Consider the following 18,817-nt stretch of genomic DNA (forward strand, 5'->3'; position numbering starts at 1 on the left):
AGGCCCCTCGCGCGGCCGGATTGTTTCCGCCGCGCCCGCGCCGCGCGCCGTGCGCGCCGATCGGGCCGGCAAGGCGGTGGCAAGCACGGGGGCGCCGGCAGCGGCCCTCCGTGCCAAACAGGTTTAATGGCAATGGGATTGCAGAAAAAGACGGACCCGGACCAGACGGCGGCGGAGGCTTCCGGCGCCAAGCACACGCCGATGATGCAGCAGTATCTGCGCCTCAAGGCCGACCATCCGGACACCTTGCTGTTCTACCGGATGGGCGATTTCTACGAGCTCTTCCATGACGACGCGGAGAAAGCCTCGCGGCTGCTGGACATCACGCTGACCGCGCGCGGCGCCTCCAACGGCGTGCCGATCCGCATGGCCGGCATTCCGTTCCACTCGGTGGACCAGTACCTCGCGCGCCTGGTCAAGCTGGGCGAGTCGGTGGCGATCTGCGAGCAGATCGGCGACCCCGCCACCAGCAAGGGGCCGGTGGAGCGCAAGGTGGTGCGCATCGTCACCCCCGGCACGCTGACCGACGCGGCGCTGCTGCCGGACAAGGCCGACACCTTCCTGATGGCGGTGCACCAGCACACCACGCGCCGCGGCGTGAGCAAGATGGGGCTGGCCTGGCTCAACCTCGCCAGCGGCGAGCTGCGCCTGATGGAGTGCGAAGTGGCACAGTTGGGCCGCGAACTGGAGCGCATCCGCCCGGCCGAGCTGCTGTTCGCCGACGGCATCGAACTGCCGGCGCTGGCCTGCGCGCGCACGCGCCTGCCGGAATGGCATTTCGACCAGGAGGCCGGCACGCGCCGCCTGCGCGAGCAGCTCGGCGTGGCCAGCCTGGACCCGTTCGGCTGCGCCGGGCTGGGCGCGGCGCTGGGCGCGGTGGGCGCGCTGCTGAACTACGCCGCCTCCACCCAGGGCCAGTCGCTGCGCCACGTGCAGGGCGTGACGGTCGAGCGCGAATCGGAATTCGTCGGCCTGGACACCGCCACGCGCCGCAACCTGGAGCTGACCGAGACCCTGCGCGGCGGCGAGTCGCCCACGCTGTTCTCGCTGCTCGACACCTGCGCCACCACGATGGGCAGCCGCCTGCTGCGCCACTGGCTGCACCATCCGCTGCGCGACCGCGCGCTGCCGCAGGCGCGCCAGCAGGCCATCGGCGCGCTGCTGGAGCAGGGCATCGAGCCGCTGCGCGCGGCGCTGCGCCGGCTGTCCGACGTGGAGCGCATCACCGCGCGCCTGGCGCTGCTCAACGCGCGCCCGCGCGACCTGTCCTCGCTGCGCGACACGCTGGCCGCGCTGCCCGAGGTGCAGGCCCGCGTGCGGCCCGACGAGGCCGCGCCGCTGCTGAGCCAGACCGTGGCCGAACTGGCCGTGCCGCAGGACTGCCAGGCGCTGCTGGTGGCCGCGGTGGCGCCCGAGCCGGCCAGCGTGGTGCGCGACGGCGGCGTGATCGCGCGCGGCTTCGACGCCGAGCTCGACGAGCTGCGCGACATCTCCGAGAACTGCGGCCAGTTCCTGGTCGACCTGGAGACGCGCGAGCGCACCCGCACCGGCATCGCCAACCTGCGCGTGGAATACAACCGCGTGCACGGCTTCTACATCGAAGTGACCAACGGCCAGGCCGACAAGGTCCCCGACGACTACCGCCGCCGCCAGACGCTCAAGAACGCCGAGCGCTACATCACGCCCGAGCTCAAGGCCTTCGAGGACAAGGCGCTGTCGGCGCAGGACCGCGCGCTGGCGCGCGAGAAGCAGCTCTACGACGCGCTGCTGCAGCAGTTGCTGCCGCATATCGGCGAGCTGCAGCGCGTGGCCGGCGCGCTGGCCCGGCTGGACGTGCTGGCGGCGCTGGCCGAGCGCGCGCAGACGCTGGACTGGACCCGGCCCGAGCGCGTCGACGAGAACGCCATCGACATCGCGCAGGGCCGCCATCCGGTGGTGGAAGGCCAGCTCGCGTCGGAGTCGGTGCCGTTCATCGCCAACGACTGCCAACTGACCGAGGCACGCAAGCTGCTGCTGATCACCGGCCCGAACATGGGCGGCAAGTCGACCTTCATGCGCCAGACCGCGCTGATCGTGCTGCTGGCCTGCGTGGGCGCCTACGTGCCCGCGCGGCGCGCGGTGATCGGCCCGATCGACCGCATCTTCACCCGCATCGGCGCGGCCGACGACCTCGCCGGCGGGCGCTCCACCTTCATGGTGGAGATGACCGAGGCGGCCGGCATCCTGCACAACGCCACCCCGGCCAGCCTGGTGCTGATGGACGAGATCGGCCGCGGCACCTCGACCTTCGACGGCCTCGCGCTGGCGTGGGCGATCGCGCGCCACCTGCTGGCGCACAACCGCAGCCACACGCTGTTCGCCACGCACTACTTCGAGCTCACGCAACTGCCGCAGGAGTTCACGCAGGCGGCCAACGTGCATCTCTCGGCGGTGGAGCACGGCGACGGCATCGTGTTCCTGCACGCCGTGCAGGACGGCCCGGCCAGCCAGAGCTACGGCCTGCAGGTGGCGCAGCTGGCGGGCGTGCCGCAGCCGGTGATCCGTGCCGCGCGCAAGCACCTGGCTTGGCTGGAGCAGCAGTCGGCCGACGCCACTCCCACGCCGCAGCTCGACCTGTTCGCCGCGCCGCCGGCGCCGGACGAGGAGGCATACGAGGACGACTACGCGCGGCCCGCCGCGGCGCAGGGCGGCGCGATGTCGCCGGAGCAGTCCGCGCTGCTCGACGCCATCGGCGGGCTCGACCCCGACAGCCTGACCCCGCGCGAGGCACTCGACGCGCTCTACCGGCTGCGGGCGCTGGCCAGGGATGCGGTAGCCACCGCATGACGCCGACCGGGCCGCGCCGCCGCCACGCGCCGGCGCGCGCGCTGGCCCGCGCCGTGCTGCTGGGCGCGGCGCTGGCCCTGCCCGCGCTGCACGCGGCGGCGGCGCCCCGGCGCGCCGCCGCGCCGGCCGCCGCGACCGTGCGCCTGGCGCTGATCGCCGGCCAGCCGCAGTGGCCCGCGGCCGAGGCGCGCACCGCGCGCCTGCTCGACTACGCCGCCGAGCGCCGGCTCGATTTCGTGGTGCACCTGGGCGGCATCAAGGGCGACACTGAATCGTGCGGCGACGCCCTGCTCGCGGCACGCCAGCGCCTGCTCGACCAGTCGCCGCTGCCGCTGGTCTACCTGCCCGGCGAAACCGACTGGGCGGAATGCCAGCGCGACGTGAACGGCCATTTCGACGCGGTGGAGCGCCTCAACCGGCTGCGCGAGCTGTTCTTTCCCGACGACGCCACGCTGGGCCAGCGCACCGCCGCGCTGATGCGGCAGTCCGACCAGGCTACCTTCCGCAGCTACCGCGAGAACGTGCGCTGGAGCGCCGGCGGCGCGCTGCTGGTGACGCTGAACCTGCCCGGCGACAACAACCACTATCGCTCCGAGGGCGGCCGCAACGGCGAGTTCGAGGACCGCCGCGAGGCCAACCGCCAGTGGCTCGCGCGCGCGTTCTCACTGGCGCAGCAGCAGAACCTGCCCGGCATCGTGGTGCTGGTCCACGCCGATCCGCAGTTCGGCAACGGCTGGGAGCAGCGCGGCAACCCATCGCTGTTCGATGGCTTCCTGCGCCGCCGCGCGCGCGACGGTTTCCTGGAATTCAAGCGCCAGTTGCGCGAACTGGCCGCGCGCTATCGCGGCCAGGTGCTGCTGGTGCATACCAGCCTGGGCGGCTTCGGCATCGACACGCCGCTGCGCGATGCCGGCGGCAAGACGCTGCGCAACGTGACCCGCGTGGCGCTGCCGGCCGGCGCGCCCGGGCAGTACGCCGAACTGGCGATCACGCCGGGCTCGCCCAGGCCGTTCGAGGTGACGCTCAGGGACGGCCCGGGGCCGGACTGAGCGGCGCGGGGGACGATGCGGCGGCCAGGATGGTAGCCAATGCGGTGGCCCATGAAAGCGAAAAGCCGGCAAAGCCGGCTTTTCGGGAGCGAACGTGCTGCGCGGCGGTGCGCACTCAGTGCAGCGTGCGCTTGCTGTCGTCCTCGTCTTCGTCCTCGTCCACCACCTCGACGCCCGAGGCGCCGTGGGCGTGGCCATGCTGGACTTCGTCGTCGGTGGCTTCGCGCACTTCCGACACCTGCAGCCAGAAGCGCAGCGCCATGCCGGCCAGCGGATGGTTGCCGTCGAGCACGACCTTGTCTTCGGCCACGTCGGTCACGGTATAGATGATCGAATCGTCTTCGTCGCCGTCCTCGGGCACGCCCTCGAACTGCATGCCGATCTCGAGCGGCTCGGGGAAGCGGTCGCGCGGCTCCACCTTGACCATCTCGGCGTCGTAATCGCCGAACGCTTCGTCGGGCTCGAGCTGGAGCTGGGTCTCGAAGCCGGCTTCGTGGCCTTCCAGCGCTTCCTCGATCTTGGGGAACGTGCCATCATAGCCGCCGTGCAAATAGACCATCGGCTCATCCGATTCCTCGATCAGATTGCCCTGCGCATCCGACAGCTTGTACACCACGGATACCACCGTGTTCTTAGCGATTTTCAATTCTTGACTCCATGAACGATTCCGCATTATACGCGCAGGCCTTGCCCCCCGGCCCCGTCGATCCAGACGTGCCGCTCCCCCTGCTGGGAGGCATGACGCCGGCCGCTTTCATGCGCGATATCTGGCACCGCAAGCCCCTGCTGATCCGACAGGCCATACCGGGAATCGTGCCGCCGGTATCGCGCGAGTCCCTTTTCGAACTGGCCGACCGGGACGACGTCGAGTCCCGCCTGGTGTCGCACTTCCGCAACCGCTGGAAGCTCGAGCAGGGCCCCTTCGCCGCCGACAACCTGCCCTCGCTCAAGACGCGCCAATGGACCCTGCTGGTGCAGGGCGTCAACCTCCACGATAGTGCAGCCGCGGCATTGCTGGGGCAATTCCGTTTCGCCCCCGATGCGCGCCTGGACGACCTGATGGTCAGCTACGCCACCGACGGCGGCGGCGTGGGTCCGCATTTCGACTCCTACGACGTGTTCCTGCTGCAAGTATCGGGCCGGCGGCGCTGGCGCATCTCGTCCCAGCCGCGGCTCGACCTGGTGCCGGACCTGCCGCTCAAGATCCTGGCCGACTTCACGCCCGAGCAGGAATGGGTGCTGGAGCCCGGCGACATGCTCTACCTGCCGCCGCAATACGCGCACGACGGCGTGGCCGAGGGCGAGTGCATGACCTACTCCGTCGGCTTCCGCGCACCGGCCTACCGCGAGCTGGCCGGGCATTTCCTGGCCTGGCTGTCGGAGACGGTCGAGGACAACGAGGAACTCGAGGGCCGCTACGCGGACCCGGGCGAGGCCGCCACCGCGCGGCCGGCGCAATTGCCGGCCGGCATGGTGCGCGCGGTCGGCGAGCGCCTCGGTGCCCTTCGTTGGTCGGGTAGCATGATTTCCGAGTTTCTGGGTACCCACCTTTCCGAGCCGAAGCCGAGCGTGGAATTCCCGGAGATACCGGAAATCACGCTGAAGAAATACACCAAGCTGGCACTATCTCACGGCATCGTGCTGGCGCCGGGATCGATCGCGCTGTACGACCGCACCCATTTCTTTATCAACGGCGAAGCCTACGAACCGCCCGCGGAACTGGCGCGCTGGCTGCGCCAACTGGCCGACCAGCGCCATCTGAGTGCCGCCGAAGTGGCCGCCAGCGCTGCTCTGCCCGACCTGATGGAGACCTTTCATCACTGGGCGCTGGAGGGTTGGCTGCAATTTGCGCCATCTCCGCTGTAATAATCCGTAACAAGCAAAAACAGGAAAAGACAGCGCTACACAAGCCGGGAAAACGCGGATATAATCGTCGGCTGGCTAGTACTGTGTACCACTGCATTTGTCGGCACCCGGGAGAGCCTCTATTTTGCAGTTCAAGAGCGATAATTACCGGTAATTATTCATCGCCTGTTTTTCTGTTATTAAAGTTAAAGGACGAACAATGAAGAAGTCTCTCCTGATCGCATCGCTGCTCGCCGCCGTTGCTCTCGCCGCTTGCGGCAAGAAAGAAGAAGCCGCCGCTCCCGCACCGGAAGCTTCGGCTCCCGCCGCTGCTGCTCCGGCACCGGAAGCTTCGGCTCCCGCTGCTGCCCCGGCTGCTGACGCTTCGGCTCCGGCCGCTGACGCTTCGGCTCCCGCTGCCGACGCTTCGGCTCCTGCTGCAAAGCAGTAATCGGTCTCGACCGATAAGAAAGCCGACCTTCGGGTCGGCTTTTTTTCGTCCATGCGGTTCGTTTCCGCACCGGCTGTCGCATGGCAGCCACACGCGCGGCGGCGCGCCGGATTCAGGCCCTGACCGGCTGCCAGCCCAGCCCTTCGTGCTGGTCCGCCACCAGGATCTCGCTGGCCGCCGCGGAAAGTGCTCCCGCCAGCGCTTGCGTCGCCAGTTCCCGCGTATTGTTCTGCTGGCTCAGGTGCGCCGCCACCACGCGCTGGAGTCCCGGGTGCGCCACGCGCGCCAGGATCCCGGCCGCGACCTCGTTGGCGAGGTGGCCGAAATCGCCGCCGATGCGCCGCTTCAACGAGGCCGGATAGGCGGAGTTGCGCAGCATCTCGCGGTCATGGTTGCACTCGAGCACCAGCGCGTGCACGCCCGACAGGCGCGCGGTGATGTACGGCGTTTCCATGCCGGCGTCGGTCAGCACGCCGAGCTTCGCGTCGCCGTCGCCGAGCACGAACTGCAGCGGCTCGCGCGCGTCGTGCGGCACCGTGTACGGCAGGATCTGGAGCGCGCCGATGGCCAGCGGATGGTCGGCGCAGCAAACCCGCACGTCGGCCGTCTCGGCCCCGCGCAGGTGCGAGGTGGCCAGCCAGGTGCCGTGGCTGGTGTAGACCGCCAGGTCGTGGCGCGAGGCGAACGCATAGGCCGAGCCGACGTGGTCGCCATGCTCGTGCGTGACCAGCACCGCGTCGAGCTGGTCCGGCGTGACGCCGAGCCGCTCGAGCCGGCGCGCGGTCTCGCGGATGCCGAAACCGCAGTCGAGCAGCACCCGCGTGGTGGCGCTGCCCTCGCGCGCTTCGATCAACAGGGAATTGCCCTCGCTGCCGCTGCCGAGAAAGGCGAAGCGCATCATGCGCCGGCCTCGCGCGGCAGCTTGCTGGAGCCTCCCGCGGCAGGACGCCGCGGGTATGCTGGCACGACCTGCACCGCGCTCAGCGCAGTTGCTCGTCGAGCAGCGAAAGGATGCGTTTGCCGACCTCGGTGCTTTCCGGCTGGCCGGCGTCGTTCTGCACCGTCACCGTGGTGCCGGTGCCGTCACCCTTGAGCGCCACGCGGTACTTCTTGGCGCGCTTGCTGTCCTCGGAGCCGGTCCTGACGAACAGCTTGGAGAAGAAGCCGCGGTTGTCCACGGTGTCGCGCGGATCGACGTAGCGCACGTAGTACAGGCCCTGCGCGCGGTCGCGGTCTTCCACCGTGAAGTTGACGCGGTCCAGCGCCAGCCCGACCGAGCGCCAGGCGCGGTCGAACGGCTCGGCCAGCTGCAGCGCCTGGCTGCCGTTGACCTGGGTCAGGTTGCTGCCGGCCGCGGGCGCCTTGGCCGCCACCACGGGCGCGGCGGCCGCGCCGGACGCCGCTGCCGCCGGCGCGCCGCCGTTCTTGGCCATGCGGTCGGCCTGCTCCTTCTGCACGCCGAGGCGCTGCGCGAAGCGCGAGAGGAATTCCGCTTCCAGCTCGGGATCGGACGGGCGCGGGGTCCACACCGTCTGCGACTTGTCGATGCCGGTCAGCTGCTCCTGCGCGCCGCGATGGCTGATGTAGACCTCCAGGTTGCCGTTCTGCGTGCGCTCCAGGCGCGTGCGGAACTTGTCGCGCTCGGAGGTCGAGTACAGGCCGTCGAAGACCTTGCCGATGGTGTTGCGGATGAAGTCCTGCGGAATCTTGGCGCGGTTCTCGGCCCAGTCCGTTTCCATGATGCCGGTCTCGGGCGAGTCCTGCACCAGCAGGAAACCGCTCTCCTGCCAGAACTCGCGCAGCGACTGCCACAACTGGTCCGGACGCATGCCGTTGCTGATCACCAGCCAGCGCTGGTTGCCGTCGCGCTCCATGCGCACGCCCTGCGTGGACGGCAGCACGTTCTCGGTGCCGACCTGCTGCTGCGCCACCTTGGTCGACTGGTTGTAGGTCGACAGCGTGGAGGTGCCGTTCTGGTCGGGCACGGAGTAGCGGCGGTCGCCTTCGATCTTGGTCAGGTCGGGCGGCACGTCGAGCGTGGAGGTGCGCTTGGCGTTGGCCTTGTAGTCGATCTTGTCCGGCGCCATCGCATCGTTGATGCTGCTGCACGCGGACATCGCGCTGGCCACCAGCACGGGCAAGACCAGGGCGGCACGGCGAACTTGCGTTGCGCCGCGGCGGTTAAGCTTGAGTTTCATTGACACGCAATCCTAGTTGATGGGACAACGGCAGGGTACCGCGGGATCTCAGCCGAGCAGGCCGGCATCCGACAGCGCCTTGCGCACCACGTCGTGGTATTCCGGTGACAGCGGGGTGAGCGGGAGGCGGATACCGCCCTGCATCTTGCCCATTTGCTGGAGTGCCCACTTGACGGGAATCGGGTTGGCCTCGACGAACATCGCCTTGTTCAGCGCAACCAGTTCCATGTGGATGCGACGCGCGGCGATGGCGTCGCCCTTCAGGGCAGCCACGCACAACTCGTGCATCTTGCGCGGCGCCACGTTGGCCGTGACCGAGATATTGCCGTGGCCGCCGAGCAGCATCAGCGCGATCGCGGTGGGGTCGTCGCCACTGTAGATGGCGAAGCCCTGCGGCGCGTCCTTGATCAGTTGCGCGGCGCGGTCGATGTTGCCGGTGGCTTCCTTCACGCCGATGATGCCCGGCACCTGCGCCAGGCGCAGGACGGTCTCGGGCTGCATGTCGGCCACGGTGCGGCCCGGCACGTTGTACAGCACCACCGGCAGGTCCACGCTTTCCGCGATGGTGCGGAAATGGCGGTACATGCCTTCCTGGGTCGGCTTGTTGTAGTACGGCACGACCTGCAGCGAGGCATCGGCGCCGACCTTCCTGGCGAAGGCGGTCAGTTCGATCGCCTCGCTGGTGGAGTTGCCGCCGGTGCCCGCGATGATCGGGATGCGCTTGTCGGCCTGCTCCACGGCCACGCGGATCAGCTCGCAGTGCTCGTCCACCGTCACGGTGGGCGACTCGCCGGTGGTGCCGACGATCACGATGCCGTCGGTGCCCTCGGCCACGTGCCAGTCGATCAGGGCGCGCAGCGCGGGGAAATCCAGGCTGCCATCTTCCTGCATCGGCGTCACGATCGCGACGATGCTGCCGTTAATCTGTGTCATAACGTTTGAGAATTCGGGAAACGAATACCGCGATTGTACCGGATCGCCCGGGCCTTCCGACCGCTGCTTCGACCCGGGAAAACCCAAGCCGGTTCAGCGCGTGAAGTCCGGGTCTCGCCGGGCATGCGGGCGCATAGCCCTGGCCGCACTTCAGCCGGGCAGAAGATAGCGTGGCGGCGCGCCGGCGCTGGCCTGGCCGCCCTTGCCCTCACCCTCCCTCGCCGCCTCGCGCACCGCGCACAGGCGCTGCACAAAGGCAGTTCTAGGCACTTCCAGCACGCCATCCTCATAGGCGACCACGCGCAGCCCGCCGCGCACCGCGTCCAGCAGTTCGCCAGGCCGCAGCAGGAAATCCGGGTTGGAGGGCTTGCCCACGGTCTCGTTGCCGGCGGCGAAGGTCTCGTAGATCAGCACGCCGCCCGGCGCCAGCGCGGCGATCAGGTGCGGCCACAGCGGCCGGTGCAGGTAGTTCGTCACCACGATGGCGTCGAACGGCGCGCGCCCGGCCAGCGGCCACGCGCCCTGCTCCAGGTCGGCCTGCAGCGTCTCGATGCCGGCGGGCAGCGCGGCCAGCGCCGCGCCGTCGCGGTCGACGCCCAGCACGGCATGCCCGCGCGCGGCGAACCACGCCGCATGGCGGCCACTACCGCAGGCGAGGTCGAGCACGCGGCCGCCCGCGCGCGCCAGGTGCGCCCAGCGCAGCACCCACGGCGAGGGCGGCGCGGCGGCGGCGGCGTGGTTCATCGCGCTGTTCATTGATATCCCAGCCCCATCGCCGCGCGTACGTCGCGCATGGTCTCGCGCGCCACCTGGCTGGCCCGGTCGCAGCCGTGCGCGACGATGTCGCGCAGCAGCGCGGGATCGTCCATGTACTTCTGCGCGCGCTCCAGCATCGGCTGCTGCTCGCGCAGGATGCCGTCGATCACGGGCTGCTTGCATTCGATGCAGCCGATGGCGGCGCTGCGGCAGCCCGGCTCCACCCACTCGCGCGTGGGCGCGTCCGAGTAGACCTGGTGCAGCTGCCACACCGGGCAGCGCGCCGGGTCGCCGGCGTCGGTGCGGCGCACGCGCGCCGGATCGGTCGGCATGGTGCGCACCTTTTTCTCCACCGAGGCCTTGTCCTCGCGCATGCGGATGGTGTTGCCGTAGGACTTGGACATCTTCTGCCCGTCCAGCCCCGGCATGCGCGAGGCCGCGGTCAGCAGCGCCTGCGGCTCGACCAGGATGGTCTTGCGCGAGCCGCCCAGGTAGCCCAGCAGCAGTTCGCGGTCTTCCGCGGCCAGGCTCTGCGACTGCGCCACCAGCGCCGCGCCCTCGTCCAGCGCCTCGGCCTTGCCCTGCTCCTGGTAGGCGCGGCGCAGCTCGAGATAGGCCCTGGTGCGCTTGCCGCCCAGCTTCCTGGCGGCTTCCTGCGCGCGTTCCTCGAAGCCGGGCTGGCGGCCGTACAGGTAGTTGAAGCGGCGCGCGATCTCGCGCGTGATCTCCACGTGCGGCACCTGGTCCTCGCCCACCGGCACGCGGCCGGCGCGGTAGATCAGGATGTCGGCCGCCTGCAGCAGCGGATAGCCGAGGAAGCCGTAGGTGGACAGGTCCTTGTCCTTGAGCTTCTCGATCTGGTCCTTGTAGGTCGGCACCCGTTCCAGCCAGCCCAGCGGCGTGCCCATCGCCAGCAGCAGGAACAGCTCGGCGTGCTCGGGCACGCGGCTCTGGATGAACAGCGTGGCGCGCTCGGGATCGACGCCGGCCGCGAGCCAGTCGATCAGCATCTCCCACACCGACTCGCCGATCACCTCGGGCGATTCATAGTGGGTGGTCAGCGCGTGCCAGTCCGCCACGAAGAAGAAGCACGGGTATTCGGCCTGCAACTGGACCCAGTTTTTCAGGACGCCGTGGTAGTGGCCCAGGTGCAGCGCACCGGTAGGCCGCATGCCGGAGAGAACGCGGTCGGGAAACATGTCTGTCTGTGCTTTTGATGGGGATTCGGTACTCGGTACTCGGTATGGCAGGTCGGATGCGGCGCGCCGGGCGCGGCCCGGCGGCGTGCTATTGCACCAGCGCCAGCACGGGTTGCAGCATCAGCTGCACCAGCCCGCTGAGCACGCCCATCACCGGCTGCATCCAGACCTTGGTGATCACGCCGGCGGCCACCAGCGCCAGCACCACGAAGATGCCGTAGGGCTCGATGCGCGAGATGGCATGCGCGAGCCGCTGCGGCAGCAGCGCGGTGAGCACCCGGCCGCCGTCGAGCGGCGGCACCGGGAACAGGTTGAAGGCGGCCATCACCAGGTTGACCAGCACGCCGGCGCGCGCCATCTGGCTGAAGAACGGCTCCTGCACCTGCGCCAGCACCAGCCCCACCGCCATCAGCGCCCACAGGAAGGCCTGCAGCACGTTGCTGCCCGGCCCGGCCAGCGCCACCCACATGCCGTGCCAGCGCGGGTTGCGCAGGCGGTCGAAGGCGACCGGCACCGGCTTGGCGTAGCCGAACACGAACTGGCCGCTGGTCATGAAATAGAGCAGCAGCGGCACCGCGATGGTGCCGATGGGATCGATGTGCCGCGCCGGGTTGATGCTGACGCGGCCCATCACATAGGCGGTGTTGTCGCCGAACAGCTTGGCCACGTAGCCGTGGGCGGCTTCGTGCAGCGTGATGGCGAACAGGACCGGCAGGGCGTAGACCGCAAGGGTCTGAATCAGGGAAGAATCCATGGGGCGCTATTGTACCGGGCCGCCGCGCGCCTGAGGCGGCCGCCCGCGTGGAGCGCGCCGGCGGCGCTCAGAGGCCGAAGCGCCCGATGTCGCCGCGGCCCTGCCGGATCAGCTCGGGCTCGCCGCTGGTCAGGTCGATCACGGTGGTCGGCTGCGCCGGCGCGGCGCCGCCGCAGATCACCAGGTCAAGCAGCTTCTCGAGGCGCGCGCGGATCACCTCGGGCTCGTTGAGCGGGGCTTCGTCGCCGGGCAGCTGCAGGGTGGCCGAGATCAGCGGCTCGCCCACCTCGGCCAGCAGCGCGAGCGGGATCGGGTGGTCGGGCACGCGCACGCCGATGGTCTTGCGCGCCGGGTGCGACAGCCGCCGCGGCACTTCCTTGGTGGCCTCGAGGATGAACACGTAGGGCCCGGGCGTGGCGCCCTTGAGCCAGCGGTACTGGCGGTTGTCGACGCGCGCGAAGTTGCCCAGCTCGGACAGGTCGCTGCACATCAGCGTCAGGTGGTGCTTGTCGTCGATGCCGCGCAGGCGGCGCAGGCGCTCCACCGCGGCCTTGTCGTCGAGCCGGCAGGCCAGCGCGTAGCTGGAGTCCGTCGGCAGGGCGATCAGGCCGCCCTGGCCGATGATCTGCGCGGCCTGCTTGATCAGCCGCGGCTGCGGATTGAGCGGGTGGATGTCGAAATATTGGGACATGGGCGGTCGGAGGGCGAAAGGCCGCCGGCCCGGCGCGAAGGCGACATGCGCGACGGGCAGGTCTTGCGGGGAAAAAGATCGGACGGTGCGCATGACGGGGGCGGGCCATCGGAGCGCCGGGCGGCCGCGGGCCGGGCCGGCTTACCAGTCATGCCAGACCGGCGTGACCGACGACGGCAGCGGCGGCAGCGCGCCCAGCTCGGTGCGGCCTTCGCCGGGACCGTGGAAATCCGAGCCGCGCGAGGCCAGCAGGCCGTAGCGGCGCGCGACGTCGGCATACTTGCGGTACTGGTCGGGCGTATGGCTGCCCGTCACCACCTCGACCGCGGCGCCGCCGAGCTGCACGAACTCGTCGAACAGCGCGTCGTGCTGGAGCTGGGTGTAGTCGTAGCGGCCCGGATGCGCCATCACGGGAATGCCGCCGGCGGCCTGGATCCAGCCCACCGCGTCGGCCAGCCGGGCCCAGCGGTGCCCGACATAACCGGGGCGACCTTCGCCGAGGTATTCGCTGAACACGTCGCTGATGGTCTTGCAGCGCCCCTGGTCCACCAGCCAGCGCGCGAAATGCGTGCGGGAGATCAGGTCCGGGTTGCCGACGTAGCGCAGCGCGCCTTCGTAGGCGCCCTCGATGCCGATGGCCGCGAGCGCGTCGCCGATGTCCTGCGCGCGCGCCGCGCGGCCCGAGCGCGTGGCGGCCAGCCCTTCGACCAGCGCCGGGCAGGCCGGGTTGATCTGCAGCCCGACGATGTGCACGGTCTGGCCGGCCCACGTCACCGAGATCTCCACGCCCGGCACGAAGCGCATGCCGAGCGCCTCGGCGGCGGCGCGCGCCTCGCTCTGCCCGCCGACCTCGTCATGGTCGGTCAGCGCCCAGAAAGCCACGCCGCCCGCATGGGCGCGCGCGGCCACGTCGCGCGGCGACAGCATGCCGTCGGACACGGTGGAATGGCAATGGAGATCGGCGTTGATGGCGTGAGGGTTCTGCATGCCGCCATTCTACTCCCGCGCGCGAGGCCGCACACGCGGCGCCGGCCGCCGCCGCGCGCCGGTCGGCCGGTCCGGCGGGGCGGCCCGACAGCGCCGCCCGAGGTGCGGCCGAGGTACGGCCGAGGTACAGCCCGATAGCCCTGCCGCCAACGCTGGCGTCGGCCGGCGGCGCCCCGCCGCGCGGTATAGTTGGGGCCTCTCGATCCTCCCGCCCGGCGGCGCCAAGCGCGCCGCCCGCCATGCCATGCCGACCGACGCTTCCGCCATCCCAGCCGACTCCGCCCACGCCGACGGCGTGACCCGCACCGACGTGCTGATCGTCGGCGCCGGCCCGGTCGGCCTGTTCGCGGCCTTCCAGGCGGGCGTGCTGGGCCTGCGCTGCGAACTGGTCGACGTGCTGGACCGCGCCGGCGGCCAGTGCGCCGAGCTCTATCCCGAGAAGCCGATCTACGACATCCCCGCGGTGCCCGGCTGCCTGGCGCAGGACCTGGTGGACCGCCTGCTCGAGCAGTGCGCGCCGTTCGCGTTCCCGATGCACTTCAACGAGCGCGCCAACGGCCTGGAGGAGATCGCCCGCGCCGGCGAGGCCGCGCCGGCCGCGCCCGACGCCGGCCACGCGCATCCGCCGCGCCTGCTGGTCACCACCGACGGCGGCAGGCGCTTCGACGTGGCCGCCGTGCTGATCTGCGCCGGCGCCGGCGCCTTCGCCCCGCAGCGCGTGGCGCTGCCCGAGGCCGCCGCGCTGGAAGACCGCCACCTGCACTACGCGGTGCGCGACGTGGCGCGCTTCGCCGGCAGGCGCGTGGTGGTGGCCGGCGGCGGCGACTCCGCGCTGGACTGGGCGCTGGCGCTGCGCAAGGTGGCCGCGCGCGTCACCCTGCTGCACCGGCGCGAGGGCTTCCGCGCCGCCGACGGCACGGTGGCGGAAATGCGCGCGGCCGTGGCGGCCGGCGAGATGGATTTCGTGGTAGGCATGCTGGGCGCGCTCAAGACCGAGGGCGACACGCTGACCGGCGTGGACATCCGCACGCGCGACGACACCGTGAGCCTGCCCGCGGACGAACTGGTGGCGCTGTACGGCCTGGTGTCGGAGCCGGGCCCGATCGCGCACTGGGATCTCGACATGCGCGCCGGGCGCATCGTGGTGGACACCACCACCTACGAAAGCTCGCGCCGCGGCATCTTCGCCGCCGGCGACATCGCCTTCTACCCGAACAAGCAGAAGCTGATCCTGTCCGGCTTCCACGAGGCCGCGCTGGCGCTGCGCAAGGCCTATCACTACGCCTTCCCGGAGAAGGCGCTGGTGCACGTGCACACCAGCAACAACGCCGCGCTCAAGGACAAGCTCACGCACGCCTGAACCCGGCGCGGGCGCGCCTCACGCGCAGAAGTCGTCGACCAGCGCCGCCACCGCGCGCGGCTGGTCGTGGTGCAGCATGTGGCCCGCGTCGTCGATGACCGCCTCGCGGAAATCGCGGAACGCCTTGAAGCGCTGCCGGAATTCGTCGAGCGGCTGCCCGCGCGCGATGTGGCTCAGCGTCTGCGAGTCGCGCGCCTCCACGTGCAGCACCGGCGCGGTGGCCTGCGCCCAGATCGCCATCACCTCGTCGAGCCGGTAAAGCACCGGATTGACCATCTTGTGCGCCGGATCGCCCAGGATCTCCCAGCGGCCTCCGGCGTTGCGCGCCGACCAGTGCGCGGCCAGGAAGGCGGCGCGGTCGTCGGGCAGGCGCGGGTTGGTCTTCTGCAGCCGCGCGGCCACCGCGGCCACGCTGTCGTAGGTCTTGAGCGCGGGGGGCGCGCGCAACTCGTCGAGCCAGAGCGCGTAGCGCCCCGGCGCCTGCTCCGCGCGCGTGGCGGTCATGCCGAAGCCTTCCAGGTCCACCACGCGGCGCACCCGCGCGGGACGGATGCCGGCGTAGAAGCAGGCCACGTTGGCGCCCATGCTGTGGCCCACGAGGTTGACCGGCTCGCCGGGCTGGAAGTGGTCGAGCACCGCCTCGAGGTCGGCGATGTAGTCGGGGAACCAGTACGACTCGGTGCCCGGATGGCGGGTCGGCCAGGCGGTCTGGCCGAAGCCGCGCCAGTCGGGCGCGATCACGTGCCAGTCGCCCGCCAGCGCGTCCACCATGAACTGGAACGAAGCCGCCACGTCCATCCAGCCGTGCAGCGCGAACAGCTTCGGCGCGCCCGCCCGGCCCCAGTGGCGCACGTGCATGGCGAGCCCGCGCAACGTGATAAATTCCGAGCGCGAGGTTTCTCTGATTGTCATGGTGGTCTCCCCCGGTCCCTTTCCGGCCGGCGCCTTCACCCGCGACAACGGGGAGGCGCGATAAAAATAGAACGATCGTTCGCTCAGGCGATTATAGCGGCACCCGCTGCCTCGATGCCGCCGCCACGCCGCCGCGCGAACGCCAGCAAACAGGAGACCTGCATGACCGCATCCGCCCTGCCCGCCAGCCGGCGCGACGACTACCGCGCGCTGTACGACAGCTTCCGCTGGCACGTGCCGGAGCACTTCAACCTCGCCGAAGCCTGCTGCGGCCGCTGGGCGCGCGACCCCGCCAGCGCCGGCCGCATCGCGGTCTACACCGAGCACGAGGACGGCCGCCGCGCCAGCTACAGCTACGCCCACATCCAGGCCGAGGCGAACCGCCTGTCGCGCGCGCTACGCGCGCTCGGCGTGGCGCGCGGCGACCGCGTCGGCATCGTCATGCCGCAGCGCATCGAGACGGTCATCGCGCATATGGCGATCTACCAGCTCGGCGCCATCGCCATGCCGCTGTCGATGCTGTTCGGGCCGGAGGCGCTGGCCTTCCGCTTCCGGCACAGCGAGGCGCGCGTGGCGATCGCCGACGAGAGCGCCATCGACAACGTGCTGGCCGCGCGCCCCGAATGCCCGGCGCTTGCCGCGGTGATCGGCGTGGGCGCGGCCGCGGCCCGCGCCGGGCACGGCTGGGACGCGCTGCTGGCGGCGCAGTTGCCGGACTTCACCGCCGAGCTGACCAAGGCCGACGAAGCGGCCGTGCTGATCTACACCAGCGGCACCACCGGGCCGCCCAAGGGCGCCGTGATCCCGCACCGCGCGCTGATCGGCAACCTGACCGGCTTCGTCTGCTCGCAGAACTGGTATCCGCGCGAGGGCGACGTGTTCTGGAGCCCGGCCGACTGGGCCTGGACCGGCGGCCTGTGGGACGCGCTGATGCCGGCGCTGTACTTCGGCCAGTCCATCGTGGGCTACCAGGGCCGCTTCTCGGCGCAGGTGGCGTTCGCGCTGCTGGAGCGCTACCGCGTCACCAACACCTTCCTGTTCCCGACCGCGCTCAAGCAGATGATGAAGACCTGCCCGGCGCCGCGCGGCCAGTACCGCCTGCACCTGCGCGCGCTGATGAGCGCCGGCGAGGCGGTCGGCGAGACCGTGTTCGCGTGGTGCCGCGACGCGCTCGGCGTGGTGGTCAACGAGATGTTCGGCCAGACCGAGATCAACTACATCGTGGGCAACTGCACCGCGCAGAACGACGACGGCGAGCTCGGCTGGCCGGCGCGCGCCGGCTCGATGGGCCGCCCGTATCCGGGCCACCGGCTGGCCGTGGTCGACGAGGACGGCCGGCCGTGCGCGCCCGGCGAAACCGGCGAGATCGCCGTGTGCGACACCGACCGGCACGGCCACCCCGACCCGGTGTTCTTCCTCGGCTACTGGCGCAACGAGGCCGCCACGCGGGACCGGTTCGTCGAGCACGGCGGCCTGCGCTGGTGCCGCACCGGCGACCTCGCCCGCGCCGACGCCGACGGCTACCTGTGGTACCAGGGCCGCGCCGACGACGTCTTCAAGTCGTCGGGCTACCGCATCGGCCCGAGCGAGATCGAGAACTGCCTGCTCAAGCATCCGGCCGTGTCGAACTGCGCCGTGGTGCCGTCGCCGGACCCGGAGCGCGGCGCCGTGGTGAAGGCGTTCGTCGTGCTGCAGCCGTCGGTGGCCCGCTCCGCGCAGGCCGACGCCGACCTGACCGCGGCGCTGCAGCAGCACGTGCGCGGCCTGCTCGCGCCCTACGAGTACCCCAAGACCATCGAGTTCATCGCGCAGTTGCCGATGACCACCACCGGCAAGATCCAGCGCCGCGTGCTGCGCGAGATGGAAGCGCAGCGCGGCACGACGCCGGCGCACTAGCCCCCGGCAGGCCATGCGCGCGCCGGCCCGCCGGCGCCTGCGTGGCCGGTCTGCGCCGCCTCCCCGCACTTCCCCTCCCCCCGCATCTTTTCCCCTCTTTTTCCCACTCTGCCCGGCAGGCATCCGGACTGGTGGATTCCCGTGTCAAGTATTCGCCAAAGTTGACGTTAGCGAAGACAGGTGGCCACGTTGCCGATCGCACAGTCAAAGCGCAGGTCATGTCGGCGAAATACCGTTCATGGCAGGCCAGTCGCATCGGATGGCATGGCATATCGAATGGCATGGAATTTATCTTATTCATAAGATAACTCTTAAAGAAAAATCGTCCAAAAACTTTCCACTGATTATTCTTCATCCGCATCATTTAAATTAGGATAAATCTCATCTAGATGCTGTTTATTCCAATATCAAGATGCTGAAAACCCGCATAAAAGGCCGATTGACTTAACACAACAACGAACGAATAGACGTAGGAAAATTCATCTTTTCTAAGTTGAATTTCCCACAAACAGAAAATAAACTTCCTATCAAACAAGAAGAAATTTCCGACAAGGCTTTACGAATTTTCCTGGGCTCAATGACCAAAAGGGGATCACCATGAGCACGCATGCACGCACCGGCAACGCCTCCATCCGCAACCTCAAGCACCGCCTGACGCTGGCGCTGGCGTGCGCGCTGCTCTCGGTCCCGGCGTGGGGCGCCGGCGGCGTGATCTTCTTCCGCGGCGCCATCGTCGCGCCGTCGTGCATGACGCAGATGAGCGCCGGCTCCGGCAGCGCCTCGGTGAGCTGCCCGCAGAACGGCGCCCAGGCCGCCGAGTTCGCCGCCGTGCCGCTGATGCCCGGCAAGTCCGTGCAGTTGAAGTCGGCGCGCGCCTCGGTCGAGACGGCGCGCTTCGTGAGGAAGAGCGATCCGGACGGCGGCCAGCAGGGCCTGGTCGTGATGGCCGAGTATTACTGA

General features: G+C 70.0%; 17 protein-coding genes. 7 read left to right on the top strand and 10 right to left on the bottom strand.

The window, feature by feature from the left end; translation table 11 throughout:
- The first annotated feature begins 132 nt into the window (after positions 1 to 132).
- Together mutS and KF708C_RS19050 are read left to right on the top strand one after the other, a co-directional pair.
- On the top strand, positions 133 to 2,826 hold the full coding sequence (gene mutS, locus KF708C_RS19045) for a DNA mismatch repair protein MutS (protein ID WP_156173879.1): 2,694 nt from the start codon (positions 133 to 135) through the stop codon (positions 2,824 to 2,826).
- Complete coding sequence (locus KF708C_RS19050) at positions 2,823 to 3,875, top strand: hypothetical protein (protein WP_059412929.1); 1,053 nt, start codon at positions 2,823 to 2,825, stop codon at positions 3,873 to 3,875. Before mutS ends, KF708C_RS19050 begins: the two co-directional genes overlap by 4 nt.
- Positions 3,876 to 3,990: 115 nt before the next feature.
- Here the strand turns inward: KF708C_RS19050 and KF708C_RS19055 are convergent, their stop codons facing one another.
- Entirely contained in the window at positions 3,991 to 4,521 is a 531-nt protein-coding gene (locus KF708C_RS19055) for an FKBP-type peptidyl-prolyl cis-trans isomerase (protein WP_059412930.1), read from the bottom strand.
- Between the two features lie 11 nt (positions 4,522 to 4,532).
- Between KF708C_RS19055 and KF708C_RS19060 the strand changes: the two genes are divergently transcribed.
- Both KF708C_RS19060 and KF708C_RS36720 read left to right on the top strand, forming a co-directional pair.
- A complete protein-coding gene (locus KF708C_RS19060) occupies positions 4,533 to 5,741 on the top strand; it encodes a cupin domain-containing protein (protein ID WP_197090389.1) in 1,209 nt (402 codons plus the stop codon).
- Positions 5,742 to 5,940: 199 nt separating this feature from the next.
- Positions 5,941 to 6,171 (top strand): hypothetical protein, encoded by a 231-nt coding sequence (locus KF708C_RS36720; protein ID WP_081651328.1) that lies wholly within the window; start codon positions 5,941 to 5,943, stop codon positions 6,169 to 6,171.
- A gap of 112 nt (positions 6,172 to 6,283) precedes the next feature.
- Here the strand turns inward: KF708C_RS36720 and KF708C_RS19065 are convergent, their stop codons facing one another.
- From KF708C_RS19065 to KF708C_RS19100, 8 genes are all read right to left on the bottom strand, one after another.
- A complete protein-coding gene (locus tag KF708C_RS19065; protein ID WP_020201477.1) occupies positions 6,284 to 7,072 on the bottom strand; it encodes an MBL fold metallo-hydrolase in 789 nt (262 codons plus the stop codon).
- A gap of 79 nt (positions 7,073 to 7,151) precedes the next feature.
- Complete coding sequence (bamC, locus tag KF708C_RS19070) at positions 7,152 to 8,369, bottom strand: outer membrane protein assembly factor BamC (protein WP_029043279.1); 1,218 nt, start codon at positions 8,367 to 8,369, stop codon at positions 7,152 to 7,154.
- Positions 8,370 to 8,417: 48 nt separating this feature from the next.
- Positions 8,418 to 9,302: a 4-hydroxy-tetrahydrodipicolinate synthase gene (dapA, locus tag KF708C_RS19075; RefSeq protein ID WP_020201475.1), complete on the bottom strand. Its 885-nt coding sequence runs from the start codon at positions 9,300 to 9,302 to the stop codon at positions 8,418 to 8,420.
- Positions 9,303 to 9,452: 150 nt separating this feature from the next.
- Entirely contained in the window at positions 9,453 to 10,046 is a 594-nt protein-coding gene (locus KF708C_RS19080) for a class I SAM-dependent methyltransferase (RefSeq protein ID WP_156173880.1), read from the bottom strand.
- Positions 10,047 to 10,054: 8 nt separating this feature from the next.
- Positions 10,055 to 11,257, bottom strand: coding sequence for a tryptophan--tRNA ligase (locus KF708C_RS19085; protein ID WP_020201473.1), 1,203 nt, complete (start codon positions 11,255 to 11,257; stop codon positions 10,055 to 10,057).
- Positions 11,258 to 11,345: 88 nt separating this feature from the next.
- The gene (locus KF708C_RS19090) at positions 11,346 to 12,011 is read right to left on the bottom strand and encodes a site-2 protease family protein (protein WP_020201472.1); all 666 of its coding nucleotides are present in this window, start codon (positions 12,009 to 12,011) and stop codon (positions 11,346 to 11,348) included.
- A gap of 67 nt (positions 12,012 to 12,078) precedes the next feature.
- Positions 12,079 to 12,702, bottom strand: coding sequence for an L-threonylcarbamoyladenylate synthase (locus KF708C_RS19095; RefSeq protein WP_020201471.1), 624 nt, complete (start codon positions 12,700 to 12,702; stop codon positions 12,079 to 12,081).
- 141 nt (positions 12,703 to 12,843) lie between these two features.
- On the bottom strand, positions 12,844 to 13,689 hold the full coding sequence (locus KF708C_RS19100) for a 3',5'-nucleoside bisphosphate phosphatase (RefSeq protein WP_020201470.1): 846 nt from the start codon (positions 13,687 to 13,689) through the stop codon (positions 12,844 to 12,846).
- A gap of 244 nt (positions 13,690 to 13,933) precedes the next feature.
- On the opposite strand from KF708C_RS19100, the gene KF708C_RS19105 reads away from it, so the two are divergent.
- Positions 13,934 to 15,049 (top strand): NAD(P)/FAD-dependent oxidoreductase, encoded by a 1,116-nt coding sequence (locus KF708C_RS19105; RefSeq protein ID WP_059412933.1) that lies wholly within the window; start codon positions 13,934 to 13,936, stop codon positions 15,047 to 15,049.
- Positions 15,050 to 15,067: 18 nt separating this feature from the next.
- Here KF708C_RS19105 and KF708C_RS19110 read toward each other — a convergent pair whose 3' ends face one another.
- Positions 15,068 to 15,961: an alpha/beta fold hydrolase gene (locus KF708C_RS19110; RefSeq protein ID WP_059412934.1), complete on the bottom strand. Its 894-nt coding sequence runs from the start codon at positions 15,959 to 15,961 to the stop codon at positions 15,068 to 15,070.
- A gap of 162 nt (positions 15,962 to 16,123) precedes the next feature.
- Between KF708C_RS19110 and KF708C_RS19115 the strand changes: the two genes are divergently transcribed.
- Together KF708C_RS19115 and KF708C_RS19120 are read left to right on the top strand one after the other, a co-directional pair.
- Complete coding sequence (locus tag KF708C_RS19115; RefSeq protein ID WP_059412935.1) at positions 16,124 to 17,857, top strand: acyl-CoA synthetase; 1,734 nt, start codon at positions 16,124 to 16,126, stop codon at positions 17,855 to 17,857.
- A 597-nt stretch (positions 17,858 to 18,454) separates the two neighbouring features.
- The gene (locus KF708C_RS19120; RefSeq protein ID WP_020201466.1) at positions 18,455 to 18,817 is read left to right on the top strand and encodes a hypothetical protein; all 363 of its coding nucleotides are present in this window, start codon (positions 18,455 to 18,457) and stop codon (positions 18,815 to 18,817) included.

Origin of the sequence: Cupriavidus basilensis (assembly GCF_000876015.1) — a bacterium.
Classification (GTDB): Bacteria; Pseudomonadota; Gammaproteobacteria; order Burkholderiales; family Burkholderiaceae; genus Cupriavidus; species Cupriavidus basilensis_B.

Bases quoted from the DNA above. Each gene is read 5' to 3' on its own strand.
- mutS (WP_156173879.1), top strand. From the start codon at position 133: ATGGGATTGCAGAAAAAGACGGACCCGGACCAGACGGCGGCGGAGGCT.
- KF708C_RS19050 (WP_059412929.1), top strand. From the start codon at position 2,823: ATGACGCCGACCGGGCCGCGCCGCCGCCACGCGCCGGCGCGCGCGCTG.
- KF708C_RS19060 (WP_197090389.1), top strand. From the start codon at position 4,533: ATGAACGATTCCGCATTATACGCGCAGGCCTTGCCCCCCGGCCCCGTC.
- KF708C_RS36720 (WP_081651328.1), top strand. From the start codon at position 5,941: ATGAAGAAGTCTCTCCTGATCGCATCGCTGCTCGCCGCCGTTGCTCTC.
- KF708C_RS19065 (WP_020201477.1), bottom strand. From the start codon at position 7,072: ATGATGCGCTTCGCCTTTCTCGGCAGCGGCAGCGAGGGCAATTCCCTG.
- bamC (WP_029043279.1), bottom strand. From the start codon at position 8,369: ATGAAACTCAAGCTTAACCGCCGCGGCGCAACGCAAGTTCGCCGTGCC.
- dapA (WP_020201475.1), bottom strand. From the start codon at position 9,302: ATGACACAGATTAACGGCAGCATCGTCGCGATCGTGACGCCGATGCAG.
- KF708C_RS19080 (WP_156173880.1), bottom strand. From the start codon at position 10,046: ATGAACCACGCCGCCGCCGCCGCGCCGCCCTCGCCGTGGGTGCTGCGC.
- KF708C_RS19085 (WP_020201473.1), bottom strand. From the start codon at position 11,257: ATGTTTCCCGACCGCGTTCTCTCCGGCATGCGGCCTACCGGTGCGCTG.
- KF708C_RS19090 (WP_020201472.1), bottom strand. From the start codon at position 12,011: ATGGATTCTTCCCTGATTCAGACCCTTGCGGTCTACGCCCTGCCGGTC.
- KF708C_RS19095 (WP_020201471.1), bottom strand. From the start codon at position 12,702: ATGTCCCAATATTTCGACATCCACCCGCTCAATCCGCAGCCGCGGCTG.
- KF708C_RS19100 (WP_020201470.1), bottom strand. From the start codon at position 13,689: ATGCAGAACCCTCACGCCATCAACGCCGATCTCCATTGCCATTCCACC.
- KF708C_RS19105 (WP_059412933.1), top strand. From the start codon at position 13,934: ATGCCGACCGACGCTTCCGCCATCCCAGCCGACTCCGCCCACGCCGAC.
- KF708C_RS19110 (WP_059412934.1), bottom strand. From the start codon at position 15,961: ATGACAATCAGAGAAACCTCGCGCTCGGAATTTATCACGTTGCGCGGG.
- KF708C_RS19115 (WP_059412935.1), top strand. From the start codon at position 16,124: ATGACCGCATCCGCCCTGCCCGCCAGCCGGCGCGACGACTACCGCGCG.
- KF708C_RS19120 (WP_020201466.1), top strand. From the start codon at position 18,455: ATGAGCACGCATGCACGCACCGGCAACGCCTCCATCCGCAACCTCAAG.